The sequence below is a fragment of the Algoriphagus aquatilis genome (genome assembly GCF_042657405.1).
In the GTDB taxonomy this organism is placed as follows: Bacteria; Bacteroidota; Bacteroidia; order Cytophagales; family Cyclobacteriaceae; genus Algoriphagus; species Algoriphagus aquatilis.
Genome location: NZ_JBHSKS010000004.1, coordinates 1 through 23,479 on the forward strand (window position 1 = coordinate 1; position 23,479 = coordinate 23,479).

Genomic DNA, 23,479 nt, shown 5'->3' on the forward strand with positions numbered 1-23,479 from the left:
TGAGCTGTACTTTAGTCGGATAACCCATATCTAGTCTAATAACTAGATACAATATCCATAAAAAAAGGCCATAACTCCAAATTATGACCTACTTTTTTTCATCGACTAGTAAAGAGCCAAACATCAGAAGGTGTAGATGCAATCTACACCTAGTCCTAATCAACTTTCTTCTACACCCAGAAGGGGGTTGGGCCCTCCGGCCATTTGGCTGTTCAGCGCCAGTTCGTTCAGCTGATCCAGCAGGGCCGTCTTGCCGCCTGCAGTCAGGAAGCTCGCTTCGTTGACTCGTGCTTTCTTCTTGTCCAGAAACTTGCCGTGTACCGATAGGATCACGCTGTCCCCTTCGAAGATCTCCTGTGTGGTGCCCGGTCCCACCATCTCGCCCAGACTGGCATTCAGCCAGGCCACTTCCTGACCGCCCTGGGTTACGTTGTGCTTGGGCTCCCGCTTTCTGGTCGGCTTGATCTGGGTAAACGTGCTCTCTTCTTCGGCCGCATTGGCCTGCTCCATGGTGGCGATGCGGAAGTTGGCCGAGGAGTTTCGCAGCACTTGGCGCACATTGCCGAGGTGGTCCTTCAGGTAGTATTCGTAGAACAGCCCTCCCGGTTCGGACGCGACACGTCCCTCTTCATGGATCAGGTAGTCCAAGGCACCGTTTTGGTACACGTACTCCCCGATATAGTCCTGGGTGGTGGTCAGAGCGCCTGAGGTATTGTACACCTTCTGAGTGAGCTTCGCTCCTTCGGCATTGTAGGTAAAGCGGATACTGGCCCCCGTGTTGAAAGTCACTTCCACAGGTAGATTCAAGTGGTTGTAAGTGATATTATTGATCTGCTTATCCAGATTGGCTTTCAGATTGCCGTTCGAATCGTAGGCATAGGCCGCGGTGCTTCGTTCGATAAAGCCTTTGGAGGTATAGGTTTGAGTCAGATTCGCATCGGCCACCTGACTCAGCTTGTTGCTGTTGGTTTGGTAGGTATAGGTGAGCTGGTCTACCACATCGTAGGTCCCCGGTGTGCGCTCGTTCCTTCGGGTCATGGCAGTAATATTCCCATTCGCATCATACGCCATCCCGCTGACGGTGTACCAGTTGGTTTCCCCTGTTGCCGAATAGTTGGCTGCCGTGATCCGGTTGGCTTTGTCGTAGAGATAATTGTAGGTTCTCACCTTCGGGGGCTCTGTGGTCACGGACTTGCCGCTCCAGTCGATCCGTGAGATGTTTCCGTTCCAGTGGTTTTCCGTACCTCCTGTTTCGTAGTAGTTGGTCTGCTTGTAGCCCTCTGTCAGTCCGCTGCCCAGCGTCTTCAGCCAGCCTCGGATGTTGTAGCTATACGTCTGAGTCCCGCTCGGAAGCTGGGAAAAGGCTTTGGTAGTCAGCTGCCCTAGATCATTGTAGGTATTTTTTGCAATGGTTTTGGCGGATTGACTTCCTATTTTATGGCTAAGAGAATCAAGCATCCCTGCCACATTGTAGGTGTAGGTTCGAAGAACTGCCTGGTTCGGCGAACTGCTGTTCGCACTCAGCGTCTGGGTCGGCTGATCCTCAAAATTATAGGCCGTGGAAGTCCGTACCGTTCCTCCCAACTGCTGCTGGGACAAGGTTTGGATCACTCTTCCTTTGTCATCGTAGTACATTGCCGTGGTGTAATACACGCCCGTCTCCAGATTCCTTACCCTTTTGCCCGTCTGAAGCCCGTGCACACGGGTGCTGGCCGTGGCCGTAAAGCCTGAATAGGGTGAGGTAGGTACTACATAAGAAAAGCCTGTCAAAAACTGGTAGCTGTCGTAGTAGTTTACCGTCAGGATCTCTCCCTCATCCGTAGGCCAACCCCCGGAAGAGACCGGAGAAGTAAGTGATAGGATGGAGGCATTGTTGGAGGCGGACCCATTTAGGGTAGTCTGTATCGCCGCACGGCCAAGGTCTGTGTTTACCAACCCCGTCATCACCACTCTTCCCAATGCATCGTATTTGGTGTATTGCCATTTCTTCGGAGTTCCTGCCGCCATGTTCCCATCCTGATACCCCACCAGCCTGTCCTGATTGTCATACACCATCGATTCTACTCCCTTGCCGGGAACACGCTTCTCAATCATTCTTCCCCGCTGATCATAGCTGTACCGAAAATACAGTTCATTGCCCAGAGAAGTGTTTGTGCTGGTGCTACTTTGCCAGGAAGCTGCTCTGATCGCATCCACTGCCTTTGGAGGAATCACCACCCGAAGCCTGCCATAGGAATCATAAACATAAAACGTACTCAACCAGCCCGTATATCCCGATGTCGGACTCAATCCAACCTGAACCTTCTTCAGGATCACTCTACCCAGAAGATCTTTATATTCAATGACTTTCTGTCCGTTTTCGTCGATCACCTCTTCTTTGGACAGGGCGCCATTTGGGTAGCTGGCAGTGGTAACAGGCATTCCATTGGAATCCAATGTCCAAACCCCCCTCTGGGTGTAGTCAAATCAACGTTGTGACTGGGTGAAGTTTGCAACTTCACCCTCATATCCTTACCAATTTGCAATTGGCTTAGAAACCTTTATTACCAATAATCTACTTCTATCAAACCCTTCAAACCAGAATAATTCCTAGCACTCGAGTATAAATATTCTTCCTCCTTTTCGACAATTCCTGCCCTAACTGGATTCTCGTGAATATACTTCATCCTACTCTCAATCATTTCTGGCCGATACAATTCTATCGCATGATTGTCATGGGTCCAAAACTGCAAATCGCCTGATCGCTTATTAAACTCAGCATGATACTCAAAAATCATCTTCATCCATTCTCGCCTGCTTTCTTGCGGATTCTCTAGGATCATTTTCAATAACTTTTTACTGGTGAACTTTTTAAAATCCCGCACCCAATCCGAAAGCCTTCCGTCCTTTTGCTGAACTAACAAGTGAATATGATTGCTCATAATCACAAAACCATACAAGTACAATCCCTTTTCTAACCGACAATAGGAAAGGTTCTCCAAAATCAGATCCCGATAAACTTTTCTGGTAAATACATCCGCCCAACCTACAACCTGAAAAGTAAGGAAATAGGGCATTTCTTGATCTCTTATCTGATAGGCCTCTCCCATAAATCATGGTTTTTCGAAAATAGCAAATTACAAATTTGTTTGTATAGAAAGGTGTAGTTACAAACTACACCTAGTCCTTATCATATTCCTACTACTCCCAGAGGGGTATAAAAATTTTATCTTAAGTATTCCAGCAATTCATCTTCTGACACTAAATCCTAATCTTTACAGCAGAATCATCCGAACAATTAAATTACAAATTTTTATTTATATAAATGTATAGATTTAATATACACCTAGTCATATTATTAATTCATTTATTAAAGAGGATCTCTCACCTATAATTTTAAACTACCAACCATTAATTGTTTTGCTAAGAAAAATTCCCGAAGCAATCATTACTAAAAAGCATGCCGAAAGAATTGAAATCGCTACTATTTTACCCCTTTTTTTTGAGTACTTGCCATTATATAGATTGTTTATTTTTTCGTACTTTCTTCCTCTTATCAGCACATAGTAATTACCTCCTATTATTATCAACCCCACAACACCAAATAAATACCTGTAGTCTAAAGATCTAAAAGGAAAAAAATTATAAAAATCATAAAAAAGTACTCCTAAACAAGAAAGAAATATTATAAGTAATAAGGATTCAGAAATTGAAAATAAAACCACTGCTCTAATATGACTTGTATCTCCTTTACTTTTCCAAACAAGACTATAAAAACACCAGAACAAATATGTATAAACATTACCTTTCATCTGTATCCAAAATTTTTATCAATCAATGCATCTACCTGTGAGCCTGCAGTTAAACGATAAACCCCATATGCGATACCTATTGTGGCAACGACAGGCGCCGCTGTAATCCCAGTAACTAAACCTCCAACAAATAGCCCACCTGTTATTGTAGCATCAACCCAAGTGGAAGTGTTATCCTTATTGTTCATAACCGAATTATATGCTGACCCAGCACTTACTAAAACTCCTATCCCACCTAAAATACTACCGCCTACTTTTGCTGCTGATCCTGCAGCCCTAAACGCCTTTTGAGTACCAGAAAGCCATTTATTACTACCATAAAATCCTGTAGAATAAACCTTACCATTTTTGCCAATCCATTGCCCTTCATTTAGGAGCTTTTCATGTCCCCAACTTCTTAAATCCATTAAACCTGCAGGTCCTGATAACAATCCACCAGTTATGTTTAAAGTCGAATTCGTTTGACTATAATTATCTTCCGAAGATTTGTCCCCTCCACTACTTCCTCCTCCAAAGAATCCATTAATCCTAATTCCTTCAGAACTATTTTCAGTCATCGGAGCTCTGGAAATAATTTGCCATTTTCCGTCTCTAAATTGAGAAGATCCAAATCTATTTTGAACGACCGCCCCTTCCCGATAATTCACATTATTTCTTTCTCCTTCACTGCATCCATTTGGACATCTTCCATCAGGGTCAATGTATCTTATTGGATTATTCCATCCATAAGCATAAGGTGACTTATCGATTTGAAGTTCATGGTGGGCCAAAGGATCCACCACTCCCCATCTCCCGATCACCGGATCATACATCCTGGCACCATAATCGTAGTACTGAAGGCCCGCGTCCTCGATCAGCTCCTTGCCGTTGTAGAGGTACTTATTCTTCTTGACCCCTTCGTATGCGTAGCCGATACCCGTCAGTTCCAAGCCCCATGGATCATAGTGTGTCTCTTGTACTAGGATCGATTCCTGACTCAGAATCTTGAAGTTATCGAACCAGACATCTTGCGATGTTTCGTTGACGACAAACGTTTCAATATACCCATTTTTCTTGATTGCCAGTTTCTCTTCCAGTTCCTCGTGTTGGTTGGCAGCGTTGCGTGTCAGGACTCCCGCCCTGCAAGCTGGCCCCTCGCTAAAACAGTCCACTGGACTGTTTCTTTACGCTCGGTCCTCAACCTCATATCGGTTGCTGTCTTGGTCATACAGGGCATAGATCAGGTAGGCTTCCGGAGTCTCCTTCTTCTGCAGGTCCTTGGCCACGATGTCCACCAGATTCAGCACCGCGATCGGGTTGGGCCCTCCGGCCATTTGGGTGTTCAGCGCCAGTTCGTTCAGCTGATCCAGCAGGGCCGTCTTGCCGCCTGCAGTCAGGAAGCTCGCTTCGTTGACTCGTGCTTTCTTCTTGTCCAGAAACTTCCCGTGTACCGACAGGGTCACGCTGTCTCCTTCGAAGATCTCCTGCGTGGTGCCCGGTCCCACCATCTCGCCCAGACTGGCATTCAGCCAGGCCACTTCCTGTCCCCCCCCTAGGTGTAGTCTCTACTCAGCAACTCTGAAGTCCAGTTTGGCGCTGGGTGAAGTTTGCAACTTCACCCTAATATCCTTACCAATTTTTAATTGGCTCACTTTCTTCAGATCTTGCATCATAAGCAAATTACAAATTTGTATTTATATAAAGGTGTAGATGCAATCTACACCTAGTCCTAATCATATTCCTACTACTCCCAGAGGGGAGCGGGGCAAAATCCTTTGGAGAAAAGGAGGCATTATCACCAAGCGGGACTTGATGCAGCAGTTGAAAGGGTTTATCTAATGGAAAAAGGCCTCGATCGAGGCCTTTTTCCATTAGATGTAATATTTCAATCGAATCACTTCCTGCTCGGTAAGGAATCGGTAATGACCACGTTTGAGATCTTTTTTATCGAGACCGGCATACATGACCCGATCCAAGCCAATCACTTCATAACCCAAGTGGGAGAAAATCCTTCTTACGATCCTGTTTCTACCGATATGAATCTCCAAACCAAGAATGGTTCTATCCTTGGAAAGTACCTGCATATCATCCACTTTGGCATCCCCGTCTTCCAAGGTTAATCCTTCAAGGATCGCCTCTTCGTCTTTGTGAGTAAGAGGCTTGTCCAAAGTGACCTGATAGATTTTTTTGATCTCATTGGATGGGTGGGAGAGTTTCGCTGCCAATTCACCATCGTTGGTAAAAAGGAGCAACCCAGTGGTATTCCTGTCTAATCGACCTACCGGGAAAATTCGTTCCTCACAGGCATTTTCCACCAATTTCATCACCGTCTTGCGCTCCATCGGATCTTCAGTCGTGGTGATAAAATCCTTAGGCTTATTCAAAAGTACATAGACGGGCTTTTCAGGATTGATTCGCTTTCCCTCAAATACCACACGGTCGGTTTTCTTGACCTTGTAGCCCATTTCTTTGATTACTTCTCCATTGACCATAACCAGCCCTTTGGTGATCAGGTCATCCGCCTCCCTTCTACTGCAAATCCCTGAGTTGGCGATGTACTTGTTTAGCCTAAGCAAATCGTCAGCTTCTTTTTTATTTTTCTTTTGAGGGAGGTTGTCAAAATTATAATCCGGCCGATCGGGATTCAACTCTACCCGCTTGGGATGTTTTTTACCAAACCCGCGTTTTTCACTTCCGCTTTCCGGAGTATATCGCTTCTCTTCTACTCCGAAGATTGGCTTCTGATCCTTACCTCTGCCCTTGTACACGAGCCTTTCACCGGTCTCAGGATTGAATTTTTCGCCGGAGAACTCCTTCTTGAAAGGCTTATCTCCACCGGTTTTTGGTCCTTTTGAAAATTTATCTTTTCCAAAGTCTCCTCGTGATGGTCTTTCCGAACGCTCCGAATAAGGCTTGCCTCCCTCGGTTCTTTTTGGTCCAAACTTCTTCTCAGAGGCACCCTCTTTCCCAAATCGCTCCGGCTTTTCCCCAAAATATTTCTTAGCAAAAGGCTTGTCCTCGCTCTTTTCCCACTTTTTGGGAGCACCGGAAAACTTATCAAATCGCTTCTCTCCAAATGGCTTTCGCTCACCGGAGTCACTGTCGTTTCGCTTGCCAAATGCCGGCTTCTCAAATTTTTTCCCATCATCCTTAAAAAATCTTCCTTTTGGCTTATCTCCAAAAGTTGGTTGATCCTCAGATTTTTTGCGGAAAGGCTTTTTGTCAAATGAATCTTCCTTCTTGCCGAAAGACTTTCCTTTGAACTCAGGCTTGCCTTCAGATTTGTTAAATTTTGACCCTTTGGAAGAAAAGTCCGGTCTCTTAGGTGAATCGAAGTCCTTTTTGTCTTCGCTGAAAAATGGTTTTCTTGAATTGTTCTTTTTCATGATTTTGCAGCATCACTGCTGTAGTTTGGTGTTAAACTAAGCTTAAGAAAGCAGGATTTGATATAAACTCCCATGCTTTCTCCATCCTTTTGAAATCAATTGATAAACCCATGAATTTCAAACGCTTAATCGGGCATCAAAGATACGCGATATCCATCCAATGTGGCTATCAAATACCGAATTTTATTTAAGCTACTTAGAGATTTTTATAATAATATTCTGTAGCATTCCTAACTGATCCTTGAGAAAGCAGTAATTGATTGGCTACTTCGTAAGTCAAACCAGTGGCTTCCATGATCATTTTGGTTCCTCTATCGACCAATTTGGCATTGGAGAGCTGCATATCAACCATTTTATTTCCTTTTACTCTTCCCAATTTGATCATCACAGCAGTCGAGATCATATTCAGAACAAACTTCTGCGCAGTCCCTGATTTCATTCGGGTACTTCCCGTGACAAACTCAGGGCCCACGACTACCTCGATAGGGAATTCGACTGCTTGAGCTAGAGGAGATCCAGGATTACAGGTGATGCAGCCTGTCAAGAGACCCTTTTCACGGGCCATAGTCACACCTCCGATGACATAGGGAGTCGTCCCCGATGCAGCGATCCCAATCACGGTATCCAACTCAGAAAATCCATACTCCTGAATATCCTTCCAAGCTTGGTTTGGATCATCTTCCGCATTTTCCACGGCTTTGCGGATCGCAGCATCGCCTCCTGCGATCAATCCAATGACCCAATCGTGAGGTACTCCATAGGTAGGTGGGCATTCGGATGCATCCAGAATCCCCAATCTCCCGCTTGTCCCAGCTCCGATGTAAAACAGCCTTCCACCCTCCTGCATCCTCGGCACAATCTGCTCTACCAAAGCCGATATCGCTCCCAATTTTTCCTTTACCGCGGGGGCAACTTTGTGGTCTTCGGAATTAATATTTTGGAGCAATTCCATGACCTCCATTTGCTCGAGGTTTTGATAGGAAGAGCTGCTTTCGGTTACCTTGTTCATAGTTTTTCCTGGTGATAAAGTGTCAGTCCGGCGATAGGACTTTCGATGATGATATTGACCTGAATGCCTGTATCAAAGGCTGCCTTTCTCAAAATATCACTGTTGTAAAAAGCGATCGAACCTACAAAACTCACGGGTTTGTTTTGGTAATCCTGATACTTACAGACATGCTTTGCAAAGAAGTCCTTGAATGCCTGATAAAAAAGTCCATAGCAATAGGGTTCGGCTTTGTGCTCAGTAATAAATCGGCAAAAACTTGCCATGTACCTACTTGGATAGGGCTGAAGGTACACATGGTCCTGAATGATATTCTGGGTAATGTGAAAACGTTCGATCGCAGCTTCTCGGATATTCTCTGGCATTTCCTCATGAATAAAATCCTGGAGGAACTTCCGGCCCACATAGCATCCTCCTCCCTCATCACCCAAAATATATCCGGCTGCAGGCCTCGTGGCTATGATATTTTCCCCATCGTAATCGCAGCTGTTTGATCCCGTACCCAAAATACAGGCGATGCCGGACTTGTGCCCACAGGTAGCATGTGCTGCTGCAGAGAGATCGTGATCGATTTGAATTTCAGCCTCGGGGAAAATAGTGAGCAGGGCATTCTTTACTTCAGCCTGACGCTCCGGTGCTGCACATCCTGCTCCGTAGTAGTAGATCTCGTTGATTTCCCCGGAGAGGTCAATCAAGAAATCCTCTCTCATTTGGATAGCCATCTCCTCAGAGGTCATGTAGTAGGGATTAAATCCTACTCCACGGTGCTGACTGATTTGGCCATTTTTGTGAATTACTCTCCAGTCTGTCTTGCTGGAACCGCTGTCTGCGATCAAAATCATGCTATTCGAGTTGGCCGATGGCCGTAAATTTTTCAAATACTTTTTCGGTGTGAGGGGCGTCCGCTAGCTCTTCTGTCAGGTCCTGACCTGCCCAATGCTCGTAATGCTTTCCATTTTTCCATAACCGAGAGCTGCCTACATCGTAGATTATCCCACGGAATGCTACCCAAATCTCAGGCCTGTCCTGCCCATTTCTAAGTGCCAACTGCTGTTTGGTATACACTCTCATCAAGACAATTTGATCTGTGCATTAATCCAGCGCTCCGGAATCTCACCTTTTTGGGCCAATTGGTAATCAGCATAACTACAAGGTACCGTGCTCACCCGATCAAATCGGAAGGTCTCATGATGGGGAATTTCCATCCACCACTTTCCACTTCGCTTACTCTTATAAAAAACAAGTGTATTGGGCTTAAAATCAAGCGAGACAGTATACTTGATATAATCTGCACTTTTGAAAGAAAGGCTGTCCTTTCTGCTGTAAAATCCTTCAATAAAGTACCAAATCATCACTGCCGCCACTTTTGCGGTTTTGTTGTTGGCATCATCAAAATAAGGATCGTACCCATATACCCCGAAGGAGCTCAATTTTTCATTTGTCCCGGCAAACCAAGCTATCTGACAAGCCTCCTCCCCTGTTAAGCCAAAGGGCTGCGCATCCACTGCACCGGGTGCCACAGAGGATTGTATGGAGCAAAGATCAAAACTCATCAAATCGGCATCACGGATTAAGGGCTCAATTTCTTTGAAATTATCTCTGATTTGTCCAAGCCTGATATGGTCAAAGTACAATTTCTCTAGAACATTGACCAAAGTGGAATCCACTAAAAAACTCTGGTAGGCAAGGTGAGTATTTGAAAATAAAAAGTTGGGTTGGTGTAAAACGATTTCTTGGGTGTGTCTGTCACTTTCTGGACCTGACTCTTCCATATCGATCTTGGCATCTACGGTTACCATGGTGATGAGTTTCTTCATCTTTTGATAGGACAAGTATTGTCCATAATCCAAGTCATGGGAACCTCCAAAAAATACGGGTAATACCTGATGCTTCATCAAATAATCGCCAACCTGACGAATATTTTGATAGGTATCATTCAGGGATTCCCCCGAAATCAGGTCTCCCAAATCCGCGATTTTGTAGGAAGTGGGGCCTTTCTTCAATTCATAAAGCTTTTCTCTAATTTCAGAGCTACCTCGCTCCATACTTTCAGAACGTTTGGCACCTCGGCTTTCCTTCAAACCGATCAAAGCTATGTGGGTATTTTTGAGTTCTGGGAATACATCCTGATAGACTGAAATATGATTAAAGAAGGAGTTTTCCTGATAATTTTTCTCAAGGAGAAAAGAGGCTATAGGCTCAAAAAAGGATTGGAGATTCATAGAGGGTGTTTATGATACTGAAATAAACAAAAATGACACTAAACAAAAAATCCCGCCGAAGCGGGATTCTTGTTTTTCATTAACCACCGAAGTCGTCAAATCTGATATTTTCCTTTGGAATACCCATGTCATCGAGGAGCTTCAATACCGCTGAGTTCATCAATGGAGGACCGCAGAGGTAATATTCCACATCATCTGGCTCAGGGTGATTCTTCAAATAATTGTCATACAACACTTGGTGAATAAACCCTACATAGCCATCCGCCTCTCTGTCATCAAGCGACTTCTTGATTTTCCAGTTGTCTTCAGGAAGTGGTTCGGATAGTCCGATATGGAAATTGAAATTCGGAAACTCTTTTTCGATTTCTCTGAAATGAGGGACGTAGAAAAGCTCTTTCTTAGAACGTCCACCGTACCAATAAGACACTTTTCTGTGGGTCTTTTCAGTGTGAAAAAGGTGGAAAATTTGCGCTCTAAGAGGGGCCATACCTGCACCACCACCGATGTAGACCATTTCTCTTTCAGTAGGGTTAATGTGGAATTCTCCGTAAGGACCAGAGACTGTTACCTTGTCACCTGGCTTTCTTGAGAACACATAGGAAGAACAAACTCCTGGGTTGACATCCATCCATCTGTTGTTTGCTCGATCCCATGGAGGAGTAGCGATACGGATAGTCAACATGACAATGTTCCCTTCAGCAGGGTGGTTTGCCATTGAGTAGGCACGGAAGAGGGGCTCGTCATTTTTCATGACCAACGACCAAAGTCCGAACTTATCCCAATCACTCTTATATACATCGGCAGGGTGCCCTAATTCAGGATGTGGAGTGATATCCATATCCTTAAAATTCACTGTGATTGCAGGTACGTCAATCTGGATATATCCACCTGCTTCAAAGTGAAGTGTTTCCCCTTCCGGAAGTTTAACTTTAAATTCCTTAATAAAGGTGGATACGTTGTAATTGGAGATTACTTCGCATTCCCACTTTTTGATACCGAAGATTTCATCAGGTACACGGATTTTCATGTCCTGCTTCACTTTTACCTGACAGGCTAATCTTACCTTACCTTGCTGCTCAGCGCGGCTAAGGTGTCCGACTTCAGTAGGGAGTACATCGCCACCCCCATCTTCTACTACGCACTTGCACATCGCACAAGTACCACCTCCACCGCAAGCGGAAGGAAGAAAAATTTTCTGATTACCTAGAGTGGAGAGCAAGCTGGTACCGGCAGAAGCTACGATAGGATTGCTTTCATCCCCATTGATGATAATCTTGACATCCCCTGAATTGACCAATTTGGATTGGGCAAACAAGAGGATAAGAACCAGTAGCAGGATAATTACCGTGAATGCTACAATGGACGTAATAATTACAGAACCCATGAAATTTTGGTTTTACTTTTCGTAGGAATTAACCCTTTTTTGGGAGCACAAATATATTTATTAATCAATAAAACAGGCCAAAAGAGATTTCAAATTTGGCTTGAATTCAAGAGAGAATTTGATGGAATAACTGATTAATTGTTCAAGAGGTTTAGCAAAGTGGTCAATCTTGATTTCAACTGCCTTCGATCGATGATGAAATCAAGGAATCCGTGTTCCAACACAAACTCTGCACTCTGAAACCCTTTTGGTAAATCCTTTCCGATAGTCTCCCGGATTACCCTCGGACCAGCAAATCCGATAAGTGATCCAGGCTCAGCGATATTGAAATCACCCAACATGGCGTAAGATGCCGTCACACCACCAGTAGTAGGATCTGTCAAAAGTGATATGTATGGGATCCCTGCCTGATCGAGTAGGGCTAGTTTGGCAGAAGTTTTCGCCATTTGCATCAATGAAAAGCCTGCCTCCATCATTCGGGCCCCGCCTGATTTGGAGATCATCAGGAATGGTACTTTATGTTTCAAAGAATGATCGATGGCTCTCGCAATCTTTTCGCCTACCACCGAACCCATAGATCCACCGATAAAATTGAAGTCCATACAAGCGACTACCAGGTCAAGACCGTTCATTTTTCCATGAGCTGTCCTAACAGCGTCATTCAATTCTGCCTTTTTGATGGTAGCCTCGATTCGGGAAGAATAAGGTTTGGTATCTACAAACTTCAATGGATCGCCTGATTTCATTTCAGTATCCATCTCTGTGAATTTATTATTGTCAAATAAGATCTCAAAGTATTCTTTAGAGCCTATTTTGACATGAAAATCATCATTAGGGGACACATAGGCATTGCTTTTAAGCTCTCTTGTGTGAATGATACTACCTGAGGGAGTCTTAAACCAAAGCCCATCAGGTGCATCTTTTTTCTCCGCAGTAGAGGTTTTAATGCCTTTGTCTGTTCTTTTAAACCAAGCCATATCGTTAGTTGGGTTGTTTTTTGACAAGTCAAAGGACACAAATTTAGACCTAATCTCCAGTAATTAAAATTTAATTGCCTTCGAAGCTCCTCCTATCCCCCAAAGTGAACGATGCAATCCTGATTAAAAATCAAGAGTGCATATCTTTATTTTGAAATGCTAGCAAAAACACGGATTTTCAAAGGCTAATTTCACCTTGCCCAAAATAAACATGAGTCTATCGCTATTGCTTCTGATTTCTGGAATTATCCTATTTGCAGCATACAAGATCTACGGAAGTTTTGTTTACAAGCGATTCGGATTGGATGACTCTCGAAAAGCGCCTTCCCACTTACTGAGAGATGGAGTAGATTACGAACCTAGCAAGCCGATCGTAGTCTTGGGTCATCATTTTGCCTCAATCGCAGGAGCAGGCCCGATCGTAGGACCTATCATTGCGGTGACCTTTGGTTGGGTTCCGGCTGTCATCTGGATTTTAGTGGGTGGAATTTTCTTCGGAGCGGTACATGATTTAGGAAGTATGGCCGCTTCGCTGCGAACTGAAGGAAAATCAATCGGAATAATCATTAAAAATCAGATTGGAGCTAAGGGAAAACAATTGTTTGTCATTTTTAGCTTTTCTACATTAATCTTGGTCATTGGTGTTTTCTCGGACATTATTGCAAAAACATTCGTAGCTAATCCCGGTGTTGCTTCAGCCTCCATCCTGTTTATCTTCCTTGCGGTAGCTTTTGGATATGTCAATCGATGGGTGGGAAACAAAACCACTTCTTTTGTCCTATTGACCGTGGTCGGTGTCATCCTGATGTATTTCTTTGTTTACTTAGGCACTCAGCTTCCTTTTGTCTTAGATTACAAAATATGGATCCTGGCACTTTTGGGTTATGCCTTCTTGGCCTCAGTGACTCCCGTTTCGCTTTTGCTTCAACCAAGAGATTACTTGAATAGCTACTTACTCTATGGAATGATGATCGCAGCGGTAGCCGGCGTAGTCGTTGCTAATCCACAGATTGAGATGAGTACCCAAGTGCAGGCTTCAAGCGAAAGTTTAGGCTATGTGTTTCCAGTCCTTTTCGTTACCATAGCCTGCGGAGCCATTTCAGGATTTCATTCTTTGGTTGCTTCCGGGACTACTTCCAAACAATTGGATAAAGAGAGTGACGCCAAGATCGTAGGTTTCGGAGGGATGCTGATTGAATCATTTTTGGCTATTATATCCGTAGGCGCAGTGGTCGTGCTATCTAGAACAGCGTATATGGAGCGACTTTCCGGCGAAGGTCCCGTTGCTTTGTTTTCAACTGGATTGGGAGGTATGATTTCCGCTTTGGGGATTTCAGAAACATTTGCAGTCGGCTTTGTAGCTCTGACGGTTTCGGCTTTTGCCTTGACCACCTTGGATACTTGCACCAGACTTGCTCGATTTACTCTCCAGGAATACTTCGAAGACATGCCTCAACCGGCTGCAAAAGTTTTGGCGACTAATCGATACCTATCAACCACCGTGGTGGTGATTCTATCAGTTTTACTACTCGCCTCGGGAGAATTTTCCACCCTATGGCCGATTTTCGGATCAGCCAATCAGCTTTTGGCTGCTTTGGCTTTGCTAACCATCGCGGTTTGGCTCATTAAGAAAAATATCCCTGCCACGTTTGTTACCATCCCCATGTTCTTCATGTTTACGGTGACTTTGGCTTCTTTGGGTCTTTTTGCCTGGAAAAATTATCAGGAAAAAGGATATGTACTTGCTGTGATTGCAGCATTGCTGTTTGTTCTGGCTATTTCTTTGATTTTTCTAGCTTTCAAGAGCCTCAAAAGTGAAGTCAAAGAGCCCGCGAAGGCCCTTTGACATTCAAGAATGAGAAAATTAAAGCGTTCCAAACGGGGATTCGACTTTCTTTGAGATTCTCCAGGCCACTCCAAAATTGATCAGGTAGTCAGCAAATGCAGCATCGCCATGCCGAAAATTGTCAGGCGTGGAATCTGCAATATCCGTGAGACTTCGTGTACGGTTTCTAACTAAGGCAACCGGCACATTCAAGGTAGCAGTGATATTACCAAGCATGTAGCTTATGCCCGGCTCGACTGAGATCACATATCCAGGACGGCGAAATCCCCCGCTTTCCCCAATCAAATCCCGAACCGGAACTCCTTCCAGTCTCCCTCCCAATGAAAATCCCAATCCGTGGATTTTTTTAATCCCGAAAAATACCCCGGCACGCAAAGCAAACTGATCTGGCACACTCATGATTGCCTCACTTTGCCTAGCCCTGAAGGTTTGTGTACCATTGGTATTTCTTGGATTTAGCAGGTAAAATGCATTGTAATAGCCAAACAGGGAGGATTTGAATTCCTTTAGTCCTTGAGACTCAAGCGTGATTCCAAATCCACCGTCCCCCAATTGGATACTTTGATCAACAGGTCGAATCAGAGAAGTTCCATTGGGTCCGACATTGTAAAATGTACTTTTAGCATTATAGTTTCCAGTTGGAAGCTTAAAGCCAATACCTAATGCCAGGTTTCCTCTAACCGCTCTTTGTCCGGATAGAAGCCAATATCCTGCCCCGACCCTCACATCAGCCAGTCCTCCAGAGTAGGACAAGTGGCGGGACTGTCTCCCATGCTCGTAAAGTGAGCTTCTTTCATTGTAGGCAAAAGGGACAGAAGCTACAGCATATAGCCTTTCTGTTAGCGCATAGCTGATGTTGAAGTCCACACCATGAGACCAATTGATCACTTCTGTCCCCTGCTCCACTCGCTCAGGCTCTTCATGAGTACCTCTGAAATGCCTGAAAGATTTGAAATATCGATAGTTGGTACTGAGATTCCAGTCTCCTTTGGACTGTACATTAAGCTGTCCGACTGCATTTCCGATTCCCGAAAATTGACGGATAGCTACACAACCTTGAGAAAAAGACAGCTGATGTCCTGCCAAGGCTAAAATCAAGGTAACTAGTATTTTCTTCATTGTGCTCAAGGTCAAGGATTAATCTACTCCGTCCAGTTTTGCTTTGGTGACGGAATAGGCTCCTACAGCTTTGCCCTGTTGCAACCCAACCTCAGCATCAAAGCGGTAGTGGATGCCTCCATAAATCCTTGACATCGCTGCTTCTTCAGCCCATTTTCTAAACTCGTTGGCATCAGTAGGGAAGAAATGAGATAAAACCTCCGCAGCAGCTCCTGAAAATGTACTGTGTCCTGAAGTATAAGCCGGAAAATTAGGTGTGCCCAGAATGGTCTTGAATCCGGGAATTGCCTGAATAGGTCTTGGATAATGGTAGTAATATTTCACATCCCAACAACTGATGCCTGCATCCATTACGGCCATATTCATATAGGCAAACACCCTTGCAGTACGAACAGGACTCAGGCGATTTGCCACAGTTTTTTCCTTGGCCAGCCTATTCCAGTGACCTGGAGGGGTGTAAGTATTTAACCCATCATTCCAAAAATTGGCTATTCTTCGCTGCTCCGGTGTAAGATTTGCCGCAAACTTTTTCAACTCTTCCGCATCCTTATTGAATTCAGGAGACCCTGGGGCCGGTGGAGGTCCCACTCGGACAGCCTCTACGTTGGGGATATTCCATGGACGAACCTTTCCGAATAATGGTGCCAATCCGACTGGTCTTTGAGGAGTTTCCAGATTTTCCCAAAACCAGCCAAATCGCTCTTTAGCTGCGTTTTTGATAGAATCTGACTTAGCTTTAGAAGTTTGGGCATTTTTCATTCCGTCTGTAGACGCTCTAGCCAATGCTGTTTTCGCTACTTCTGCACCGATTACTTTTCCTGCTTCTACATCACTGGAGACATTGATACCTGCAAGGACCAATGATTCAAGATGTTCTTCGGCCATTCTGGCTAAGTATTCCTTTTCCAATGGAAACATGGCGGTAAGTATTTCTCTGGATGAAATCGCCACGACCGCACCATCCGAAGGGTAAGAATAGAGGTTATTGGACTCATAGGCAGACTTGATTTGGGGATCGAGCTGATAAGGAGCCTCCCTCTTGAATTTATATTTATAATGCCAAGCCATGATCAATCCATCATACTGCGCCACACTTAAATACGCAAGCATCCGGCTAGTATAAGGGGGATGAGAGTAGGGAAACAGTGGATACTTTCCAGGGTTGGCAGGATCTGGAGAAGGATAGGTCCCATCTGGATTTGGAGCTGGGATCAAGTTATACTTCGTAGCCAACTCCAATGCAATCTCATTCCATCGGAGAAGGGGATTATTAGTCCAATAGGTAACAGATGCTTTTTGATCTGAAGTAGCGCGCGAGATTTTTTCTCTGGCATCGGCCAATTCGCGATTTAACTGAGCAGAACCAGCACTAGATGGAGTTGGGATAGCAATCTGCTCATTGGAATTATGGAGTATCAACTTCCACTTGCCGGCATTAGCATCCAAGTCTGCAAATTCATAGCCTGTATATTCAAAATACTTAGGCAAATCCTCCACACAACTATGGAAAAGGAATGCAGAGGCAAGAAAACTTATAGTGAGGTAGAAATATTTTTTCATGATAGAATAGATTATAAGGCTTTAAACTGATAGGTCATTCCCAGACCAAATCCAGAAAATTGCCCCATGTTTCGCCCTGAAAACATGTGGTTGTAATAGGCAATGACTCCAAAGCCACGCCCGCCTGTGAAGTAATACTGAGCAAAGCCCTCTATTCGGTCAAAGTCAACCTTGTTGGTGGGCTGTGGCATATTATAAGCCCTAATATCATCCCCAGTTGCGCAGCGAAATGTGATTAGGCTAGCCTCTACTCGCAGCTTTTTATTCAAAAACCATGACCCCAAAGCAAGCTGTCCATGAATGGCATCAGGCACATCCATAGTCGAAGTATAGAATGCACCATCGTTGAAATAAAAATTACGCTCTGCCTCCGTAGTCCCCCGATGCAAAAAAGCAAAAGAGCCCCGAAGGTAAGGTCCTTTATCCAACTCATATTGCCCGATAGCTCGCAGACCAAGCTCATTGGCTCCAAATCCCAAGCTAAATGGCATATAGTCTGACAAATAATTGGAAGCCGGTGTGCTAAAGCTGAGATTGGTAAAACCCGTCAGTTTACCCTTTCCGAGTGCTTTGTCCACTAGCTGAGCTTTGAGGGAAAGACTCAAATCTTGGATTCCTTCGACCCCTGCCATCTGGCCACCCGTAGCAGCAGTTTTGACATAGGGTAGACTTACAATAAAATTGATTTTGTCTGTAATCCCTCCTACCACCATGGGCATTAACATTTGTCTGGTAAAGGTCCCAATGTTGGCATTTTCTCGGGTGAAATTACCCTCCCAATAGCGCCCCCAAGACGCATTTTCATAGATTGCGGCAATACAAATCTCCCCTTTAGGCATCATCAAGCCGTCTGTAGGCGTTTGGGCTCTAGATATAGTAACTAATCCCAAGCTTGCACAAAGCAAGCTCAGAACTCTGAATTTAAAGTTCATAGTAATTGATAGTGAAATGAGGAAAAGATTATTCCATCAATTAATAAAAGAGCGATAGCTCCCAAATCAACCGAATAAGTGGAATTAAAATAGTACCCAGAAAAAGTCAGAATTAGACTTACTAGGATTTTAGGAAAAAATCAAACCTGCTGCGGAGGTGGTGAATCTAAAGTGAAAAAAGGACTCATGTAAGGTGAAAAAATAAACCCAATCATTATTTCATAACCTAGCCGGCTTGGCACTTCCAAACCGAAGGTGGATGTCTCTAAGTAATCTTTTGCAAACAGCTTAAGGAAGTTTTTACCGCTTTGGTCTTGTGGCAATTCATCCTCAATAAGGGAAGAAATCCACTTTTTAACGGTATTATCGAGGACTTTTCTTGCTGTATCAGGCACATAAACAACCTGAAGAGTGTCATTTTGATACCGCTGCTTGATAGCTCTGAAGTACTTCCCGTCTTTTTCAAATCGCGTATTTGTCGACTGAAATTCTTCCTGGTTTGCCATGTAGGGTGCATGGAGCGGGATTTCCATAATCCGTTCCTCTAAAGACCCGATTTGATCACCGTAAATCCGGTCCTTCCATCTGTTTTCAATGGACATATTAGCGGAAAAATAGAATGCGTAGTAGCCAAAATGAAATATGGCAAAGCATACTAGAAGCACTATGGAGACCGCTTTTCTCAAGGGAGATAGATTATAATCCGAAAAGTGAATGAAAATCCGAGAAAAAGAAAATCCAAGGCTGCTTTTTTTCAAAAAACAAGGATATCCAATGAAATTTCTTGTTTCTTGAAATTTTCTTCTGAAATCACGCCAAATAGCTGAGTAAAACCCAAACAGCAAACAAGATGAGGGATACTCCTCCATAAATCTTAATCACCCTGAGTCTGTTAAATCGGTCAAGAAACCAAAGGGCATAAACCGGACGAACGAGTCCAAACAATAAGGACCCAATAGCAATTATCAGAAAAATAAGAATGAGCATCTTAAAGGCAGAGAACATGGCACAAAACTAAAAAAGGAACAGCTTCCACTGTTCCTTTCTTTGATGATCAAGTCAAGAAAATTATTTCTTCCTCTTGATTTCCTTCATTTCATAACCTTCGATGGTATCATCAATTTGGATATTGTTGAAGTTTTTGATGGATATACCGCACTCGTACCCTGCCTTCACTTCAGACACATCATCCTTGAATCGCTTCAATTGGTCAATTTCTCCTTCGTGAATGACAATACCGTCACGAACAATACGAATCTTATTCTTTCTAGTGATGAATCCGTCAGTCACATACGAACCTGCGACTGTTCCCACTTTAGAGATCTTGAATACCTCACGGACGATGATGTTACCAGTGATTACTTCTTCGTATTCCGGCTCAAGCATACCTTCGATGGCATCTTTGATCTGATTGATCGCATCATAGATGATCGAATAGTGACGAATTTCAATTTCTTCCTGCTCGGCCAATTTCTTAGCATTGGAAGAAGGACGAACCTGGAATCCGATGATGATGGCATCTGAAGCAGAAGCCAACAATACGTCTGATTCGGAAATCTGACCTACACCTTTGTGGATAATGCTCACCTTCACCTCATCCTTAGACAGCTTGAGCAAGGAGTCGGAAAGAGCTTCCACAGAACCGTCCACGTCACCTTTGATGATGATGTTGAGCTCTTTGAAGCTACCGATAGCCAATCGACGACCAATTTCATCGAGCGTGATGTGCTTCTTGGTACGCAAGCTCTGCTCTCTGTGAATCTGCTCTCTGGAATTGGCAATTTCTCTTGCTTCCCTTTCGGTGTCATATACTTTGATCGTATCACCAGCCTGAGGTGCTCCGCTAAGACCCAACACCTGTACCGGCGTAGAAGGGCCTGCTTCTTTCAGTTTTTTGCCTTTGTGGTCAAACATCGCTTTTACACGACCATAGTGCTGACCTGCCAGCATGATATCTCCGATTTTTAAAGTACCCGCTTGTACCATGATGGTGGCTACATAACCACGTCCTTTGTCCAAAGAAGCTTCGATCACTGTACCCACCGCATTTTTATTCGGATTAGCCTTCAATTCGAGGATTTCAGACTCTAAAAGCACTTTTTCCAAAAGCTCATCTACACCTTGACCTGTCTTTGCTGAAATCTCCTGAGATTGGTATTTACCACCCCAGTCTTCCACCAATAGGTTCATATTAGCAAGCTCTTCCTTGATTTTCTCAGGACGAGCATTTGGCTTATCCACCTTATTTATTGCAAATATCATAGGAACGCCAGCCACCTGAGCGTGGTTGATCGCTTCCTTAGTCTGAGGCATAATGCTATCGTCCGCTGCAATTACGATGATGGCTACGTCAGTGATTTTGGCACCACGTGCACGCATAGCAGTAAATGCTTCGTGACCAGGTGTATCCAAGAAGGCTATTTTGTGTCCAGTCTTGGTCATTACATCATAAGCACCGATGTGCTGAGTAATACCTCCAGCTTCTGCAGCAGTCACTTTTGACATACGGATGTAGTCAAGCAAGGAGGTCTTACCATGGTCAACGTGCCCCATGATGGTAACGATCGGAGCTCTTTCCTCTAGTTCCTCATCCGTATCGGCCACTTCTTCTTCCATCTCATCTTCGATGGATTTGGTAAATTCGACATCGTAACCAAATTCATCGGCAATGATGGTAATTGCTTCTGCATCCAAACGCTGATTGATGGAAACGAACATTCCCAAAGACAAGCAAGTAGAAATAATCTGGTTTACAGAGACATCCAAAAGCGAGGCAAGGTCATTAGCTGAAATAAACTCAGTAACCTTGAGGATTTTGGATTCTTCTCCCTCCATTTCGACATCTCTGTCTCTTTCAGCGCGTTTATCTCGTCTGGATTTGGTCTTTCCTCCGGGCTTGTTGCTCTGAAGTCTCGCCAAAGTCTGCTTGATCTGATCTTGGATTTCCTTTGGAGTAGGTTCGGCCTTTTGAAGACGCTGTTGAGGTTGCTGATTTCCTCCACCACGGTTTTGTTGGCCACCACGGTTCTGCTGACCTCCTCCACCCTGTCCAGGTCTGTTTCCTCGTTGATCTTGAGGTCTATTTTGACCTCCTTGACCACCCTGATTTCCCTGGCCTTGGCCTGTTTGTTGACCACCCGGAGTACCTGGTTTATCGATTCTTTTTCTTGGACGCTTTTTATCTCTTCCTTTTTCGTCAGAGGAAGCCACCGGACCACCTTTTTTCTTAGCTCGGTCAACCGGCAACTCGATTTTACCCAAAACTGTCAGACCCTTTAGGGAATCAGCCTTAGCCGCAATTACTTCATCCTGAACTGGCTCCACCTTAACCGGTTCTGGCTTAGGCTGGGGAGCAGCTGGCTGAGTTGCTACTGGCTGGGGAGCATTTTGAGGTTTTACAGGTTGTGGTGGGGCAGGTGCCGGTTTCGGCTGAGGAGGCTGCTGTTGCTTTTGAGGCTCAGGAGCTCTTTCCACTTTTTGAACCGGTGCTGGTGCTTGCTTAGGCTGGGGAGCCGGAGCAGGGGCTGGTGCAGGTGCAGGCGCAGGTTTTTTATCCAAATCGATTTTACCTAGGATCTTGATCCCTTCCAGCTTTGGTGTATCTGCGGCAACTTTTTCAACTTTTGGTTCTTCTGCTTTTACCTCCGGCGCAGGCGGTGCAGGTTTTGGTTCTTCCTTATGAACCGGGGCAGGAGTAGGCTCAGGAGCCTTTTCTTGCTTAGGCGTTTCATGTTCGAGCGACACCGGCTCATGACGCTTTCCGATGGAAAGATGGGAAGCCTCTTCCTTTTCAAGAGCAGAGGACTTAAATTCCTTTTCCAACATGGCTACTTGGTCCATGTTGATTTTGGAATTTGGATTGTTCTCCACCTCATAGCCCTTTTTAGCCAAGGACTCCACGATGGTTGCCGTTCCCACGTTGAGCTTTCTGGCTATTTGGCCTAATCGCATCATTTTTTCTTCTGACATAAGCAAAAACCTCTTACGAAATCTTAATTAAAATTAGGGTATTCTCAGGGGGAAATTCCCCTTATTGTTCAAATTCTGTTCTGAGTATTCGGAAAATCTCATCAATGGTCTCTTCCTCCAATTCAGTTCGGCGGATCAAATCCTCCTTGGTCAAAGCCAACACACTTTTGGCAGTATCCAAACCTGTTTTCTTGAGTTCATCGATAATCCACTGATCGATTTCATCAGAAAATTCATTCAAATCTACATCTTCGTCATCGTATTCATTCAATTCTCTGAATACGTCGATTTCATAGCCGACCAGTCTGCTGGCAAGCTTAATGTTAAATCCACCTTTGCCGATGGCCAAGGATACTTGGTCAGGCTTGAGGAATACAGAAATTCTTTTACTTTCCTGATTGACCGTAATCGATGAGACTTTTGCAGGACTCAAAGCTCTGGAAACATAGAGTTCGAGATTTTCTGTGTAATTGATTACGTCGATATTTTCATTCTGAAGCTCACGGACCACCGCATGGATTCTGGATCCTTTCATTCCTACGCAAGCACCAACCGGATCAATGCGGTCATCATAGGATTCCACAGCCACTTTGGCTCTTTCTCCTGGCTCACGCACGATTTTGACGATAGTGATTAACCCGTCATAGACTTCTGGTACTTCGTTTTCGAACAAACGCTCCAAAAATACAGGGGAAGTTCTCGAAAGAATCACCTTGGGGTTTCCATTGATCATGTCCACGCGATGTACAATCGCTTTTACAGTATCCCCTTTTCTAAACCGGTCTTTGGAAATCTGCTCTCCTTTTGGAAGGATGAGTTCATTGCCCTCGCCATCGATCAACAAAATCTCACGACCTAGGATCTGGTAGACTTCTGCTGAAATGATTTCTCCTACCTGTTCTTCATATTTATTATAAAGAATGTCTTTTTCCAGGTCTTTGATGCGTTGAATCAGAGTCTGACGGGCCATTTGAACCGCTCTTCTGCCAAATTCCTCCAATTCTATTTTCTCATATACTTCTTCACCGATTTCAAAATCAGGTTCAATTTTTTGAGCCTCGCTCAAACTGATTTTATCAAAATCCCAAATATCCTCAGAGTTGTCATCAACGATTTCGCGGATTCTGAATATTTCAAGATCACCCTTATCGGCATTGATGGTCACATCAAAGTTTTCGTCTGTTTCGAATTTTTTACGGATCATCGCTCTGAATACATCTTCCAGAATACGGATCATCGTAGGTCGATCCACATTTTTAGATCTCGCAAACTCTGCGAAGGATTCTATTAAGATTTTGGCATCCATTG

At 44.3% G+C, this 23,479-nt stretch carries 19 protein-coding genes; 2 read left to right on the plus strand and 17 right to left on the minus strand.

Annotated elements, in window-relative coordinates; translation table 11 throughout:
* Nucleotides 1–159 precede the first annotated feature (159 nt).
* The 4 genes from ACFPIK_RS06330 to ACFPIK_RS06345 form a co-directional block, all read right to left on the minus strand.
* Nucleotides 160–2,421 carry an RHS repeat domain-containing protein gene (locus ACFPIK_RS06330; protein ID WP_377913376.1) on the minus strand — a complete coding sequence of 754 codons (2,262 nt, stop codon included), beginning with the start codon at nucleotides 2,419–2,421 and terminating at the stop codon, nucleotides 160–162.
* 122 nt (nucleotides 2,422–2,543) lie between these two features.
* Entirely contained in the window at nucleotides 2,544–3,089 is a 546-nt protein-coding gene (locus tag ACFPIK_RS06335; protein ID WP_377913378.1) for an REP-associated tyrosine transposase, read from the minus strand.
* Nucleotides 3,090–3,787: 698 nt separating this feature from the next.
* On the minus strand, nucleotides 3,788–4,942 hold the full coding sequence (locus ACFPIK_RS06340) for an RHS repeat-associated core domain-containing protein (protein WP_377913380.1): 1,155 nt from the start codon (nucleotides 4,940–4,942) through the stop codon (nucleotides 3,788–3,790).
* 12 nt (nucleotides 4,943–4,954) lie between these two features.
* The gene (locus tag ACFPIK_RS06345; protein WP_377913382.1) at nucleotides 4,955–5,308 is read right to left on the minus strand and encodes a hypothetical protein; all 354 of its coding nucleotides are present in this window, start codon (nucleotides 5,306–5,308) and stop codon (nucleotides 4,955–4,957) included.
* 172 nt (nucleotides 5,309–5,480) lie between these two features.
* On the opposite strand from ACFPIK_RS06345, the gene ACFPIK_RS06350 reads away from it, so the two are divergent.
* Nucleotides 5,481–5,609, plus strand: coding sequence for a hypothetical protein (locus tag ACFPIK_RS06350; RefSeq protein ID WP_377913384.1), 129 nt, complete (start codon nucleotides 5,481–5,483; stop codon nucleotides 5,607–5,609).
* A 32-nt stretch (nucleotides 5,610–5,641) separates the two neighbouring features.
* On the opposite strand, the gene ACFPIK_RS06355 is transcribed toward ACFPIK_RS06350, so the two are convergent.
* From ACFPIK_RS06355 to accD, 7 genes are all read right to left on the minus strand, one after another.
* Complete coding sequence (locus ACFPIK_RS06355; RefSeq protein WP_377913386.1) at nucleotides 5,642–7,156, minus strand: pseudouridine synthase; 1,515 nt, start codon at nucleotides 7,154–7,156, stop codon at nucleotides 5,642–5,644.
* A gap of 196 nt (nucleotides 7,157–7,352) precedes the next feature.
* On the minus strand, nucleotides 7,353–8,165 hold the full coding sequence (murQ, locus tag ACFPIK_RS06360; RefSeq protein WP_377913388.1) for an N-acetylmuramic acid 6-phosphate etherase: 813 nt from the start codon (nucleotides 8,163–8,165) through the stop codon (nucleotides 7,353–7,355).
* Nucleotides 8,162–9,004, minus strand: coding sequence for an N-acetylglucosamine kinase (locus ACFPIK_RS06365; RefSeq protein WP_377913390.1), 843 nt, complete (start codon nucleotides 9,002–9,004; stop codon nucleotides 8,162–8,164). The genes murQ and ACFPIK_RS06365 overlap by 4 nt, the downstream gene beginning before the upstream one ends.
* Before the next feature lies 1 nt (nucleotide 9,005).
* Nucleotides 9,006–9,233, minus strand: a complete 228-nt coding sequence (locus ACFPIK_RS06370; RefSeq protein WP_377913392.1) for a cytochrome b5 domain-containing protein — start codon at nucleotides 9,231–9,233, stop codon at nucleotides 9,006–9,008.
* Complete coding sequence (locus tag ACFPIK_RS06375; protein ID WP_377913394.1) at nucleotides 9,233–10,384, minus strand: formimidoylglutamase; 1,152 nt, start codon at nucleotides 10,382–10,384, stop codon at nucleotides 9,233–9,235. Before ACFPIK_RS06375 ends, ACFPIK_RS06370 begins: the two co-directional genes overlap by 1 nt.
* Nucleotides 10,385–10,463: 79 nt before the next feature.
* A complete protein-coding gene (gene nqrF, locus ACFPIK_RS06380) occupies nucleotides 10,464–11,768 on the minus strand; it encodes an NADH:ubiquinone reductase (Na(+)-transporting) subunit F (protein WP_377913396.1) in 1,305 nt (434 codons plus the stop codon).
* Nucleotides 11,769–11,902: 134 nt separating this feature from the next.
* Nucleotides 11,903–12,745, minus strand: coding sequence for an acetyl-CoA carboxylase, carboxyltransferase subunit beta (accD, locus tag ACFPIK_RS06385; RefSeq protein WP_377913398.1), 843 nt, complete (start codon nucleotides 12,743–12,745; stop codon nucleotides 11,903–11,905).
* A 211-nt stretch (nucleotides 12,746–12,956) separates the two neighbouring features.
* On the opposite strand from accD, the gene ACFPIK_RS06390 reads away from it, so the two are divergent.
* Nucleotides 12,957–14,591, plus strand: a complete 1,635-nt coding sequence (locus tag ACFPIK_RS06390; protein ID WP_377913400.1) for a carbon starvation CstA family protein — start codon at nucleotides 12,957–12,959, stop codon at nucleotides 14,589–14,591.
* An 18-nt stretch (nucleotides 14,592–14,609) separates the two neighbouring features.
* On the opposite strand, the gene ACFPIK_RS06395 is transcribed toward ACFPIK_RS06390, so the two are convergent.
* The 6 genes from ACFPIK_RS06395 to nusA form a co-directional block, all read right to left on the minus strand.
* Complete coding sequence (locus ACFPIK_RS06395) at nucleotides 14,610–15,710, minus strand: hypothetical protein (RefSeq protein WP_377913402.1); 1,101 nt, start codon at nucleotides 15,708–15,710, stop codon at nucleotides 14,610–14,612.
* Between the two features lie 18 nt (nucleotides 15,711–15,728).
* Entirely contained in the window at nucleotides 15,729–17,270 is a 1,542-nt protein-coding gene (locus ACFPIK_RS06400; RefSeq protein ID WP_377913404.1) for a vanadium-dependent haloperoxidase, read from the minus strand.
* Nucleotides 17,271–17,281: 11 nt separating this feature from the next.
* Nucleotides 17,282–18,202 carry a transporter gene (locus ACFPIK_RS06405; RefSeq protein WP_377913406.1) on the minus strand — a complete coding sequence of 307 codons (921 nt, stop codon included), beginning with the start codon at nucleotides 18,200–18,202 and terminating at the stop codon, nucleotides 17,282–17,284.
* A 140-nt stretch (nucleotides 18,203–18,342) separates the two neighbouring features.
* A complete protein-coding gene (locus ACFPIK_RS06410; protein ID WP_377913408.1) occupies nucleotides 18,343–18,888 on the minus strand; it encodes a hypothetical protein in 546 nt (181 codons plus the stop codon).
* 382 nt (nucleotides 18,889–19,270) lie between these two features.
* On the minus strand, nucleotides 19,271–22,171 hold the full coding sequence (gene infB / locus ACFPIK_RS06415) for a translation initiation factor IF-2 (protein ID WP_377913410.1): 2,901 nt from the start codon (nucleotides 22,169–22,171) through the stop codon (nucleotides 19,271–19,273).
* Between the two features lie 61 nt (nucleotides 22,172–22,232).
* Nucleotides 22,233–23,477, minus strand: a complete 1,245-nt coding sequence (gene nusA / locus ACFPIK_RS06420; RefSeq protein WP_377913412.1) for a transcription termination factor NusA — start codon at nucleotides 23,475–23,477, stop codon at nucleotides 22,233–22,235.
* Nucleotides 23,478–23,479: the final 2 nt, after the last annotated feature.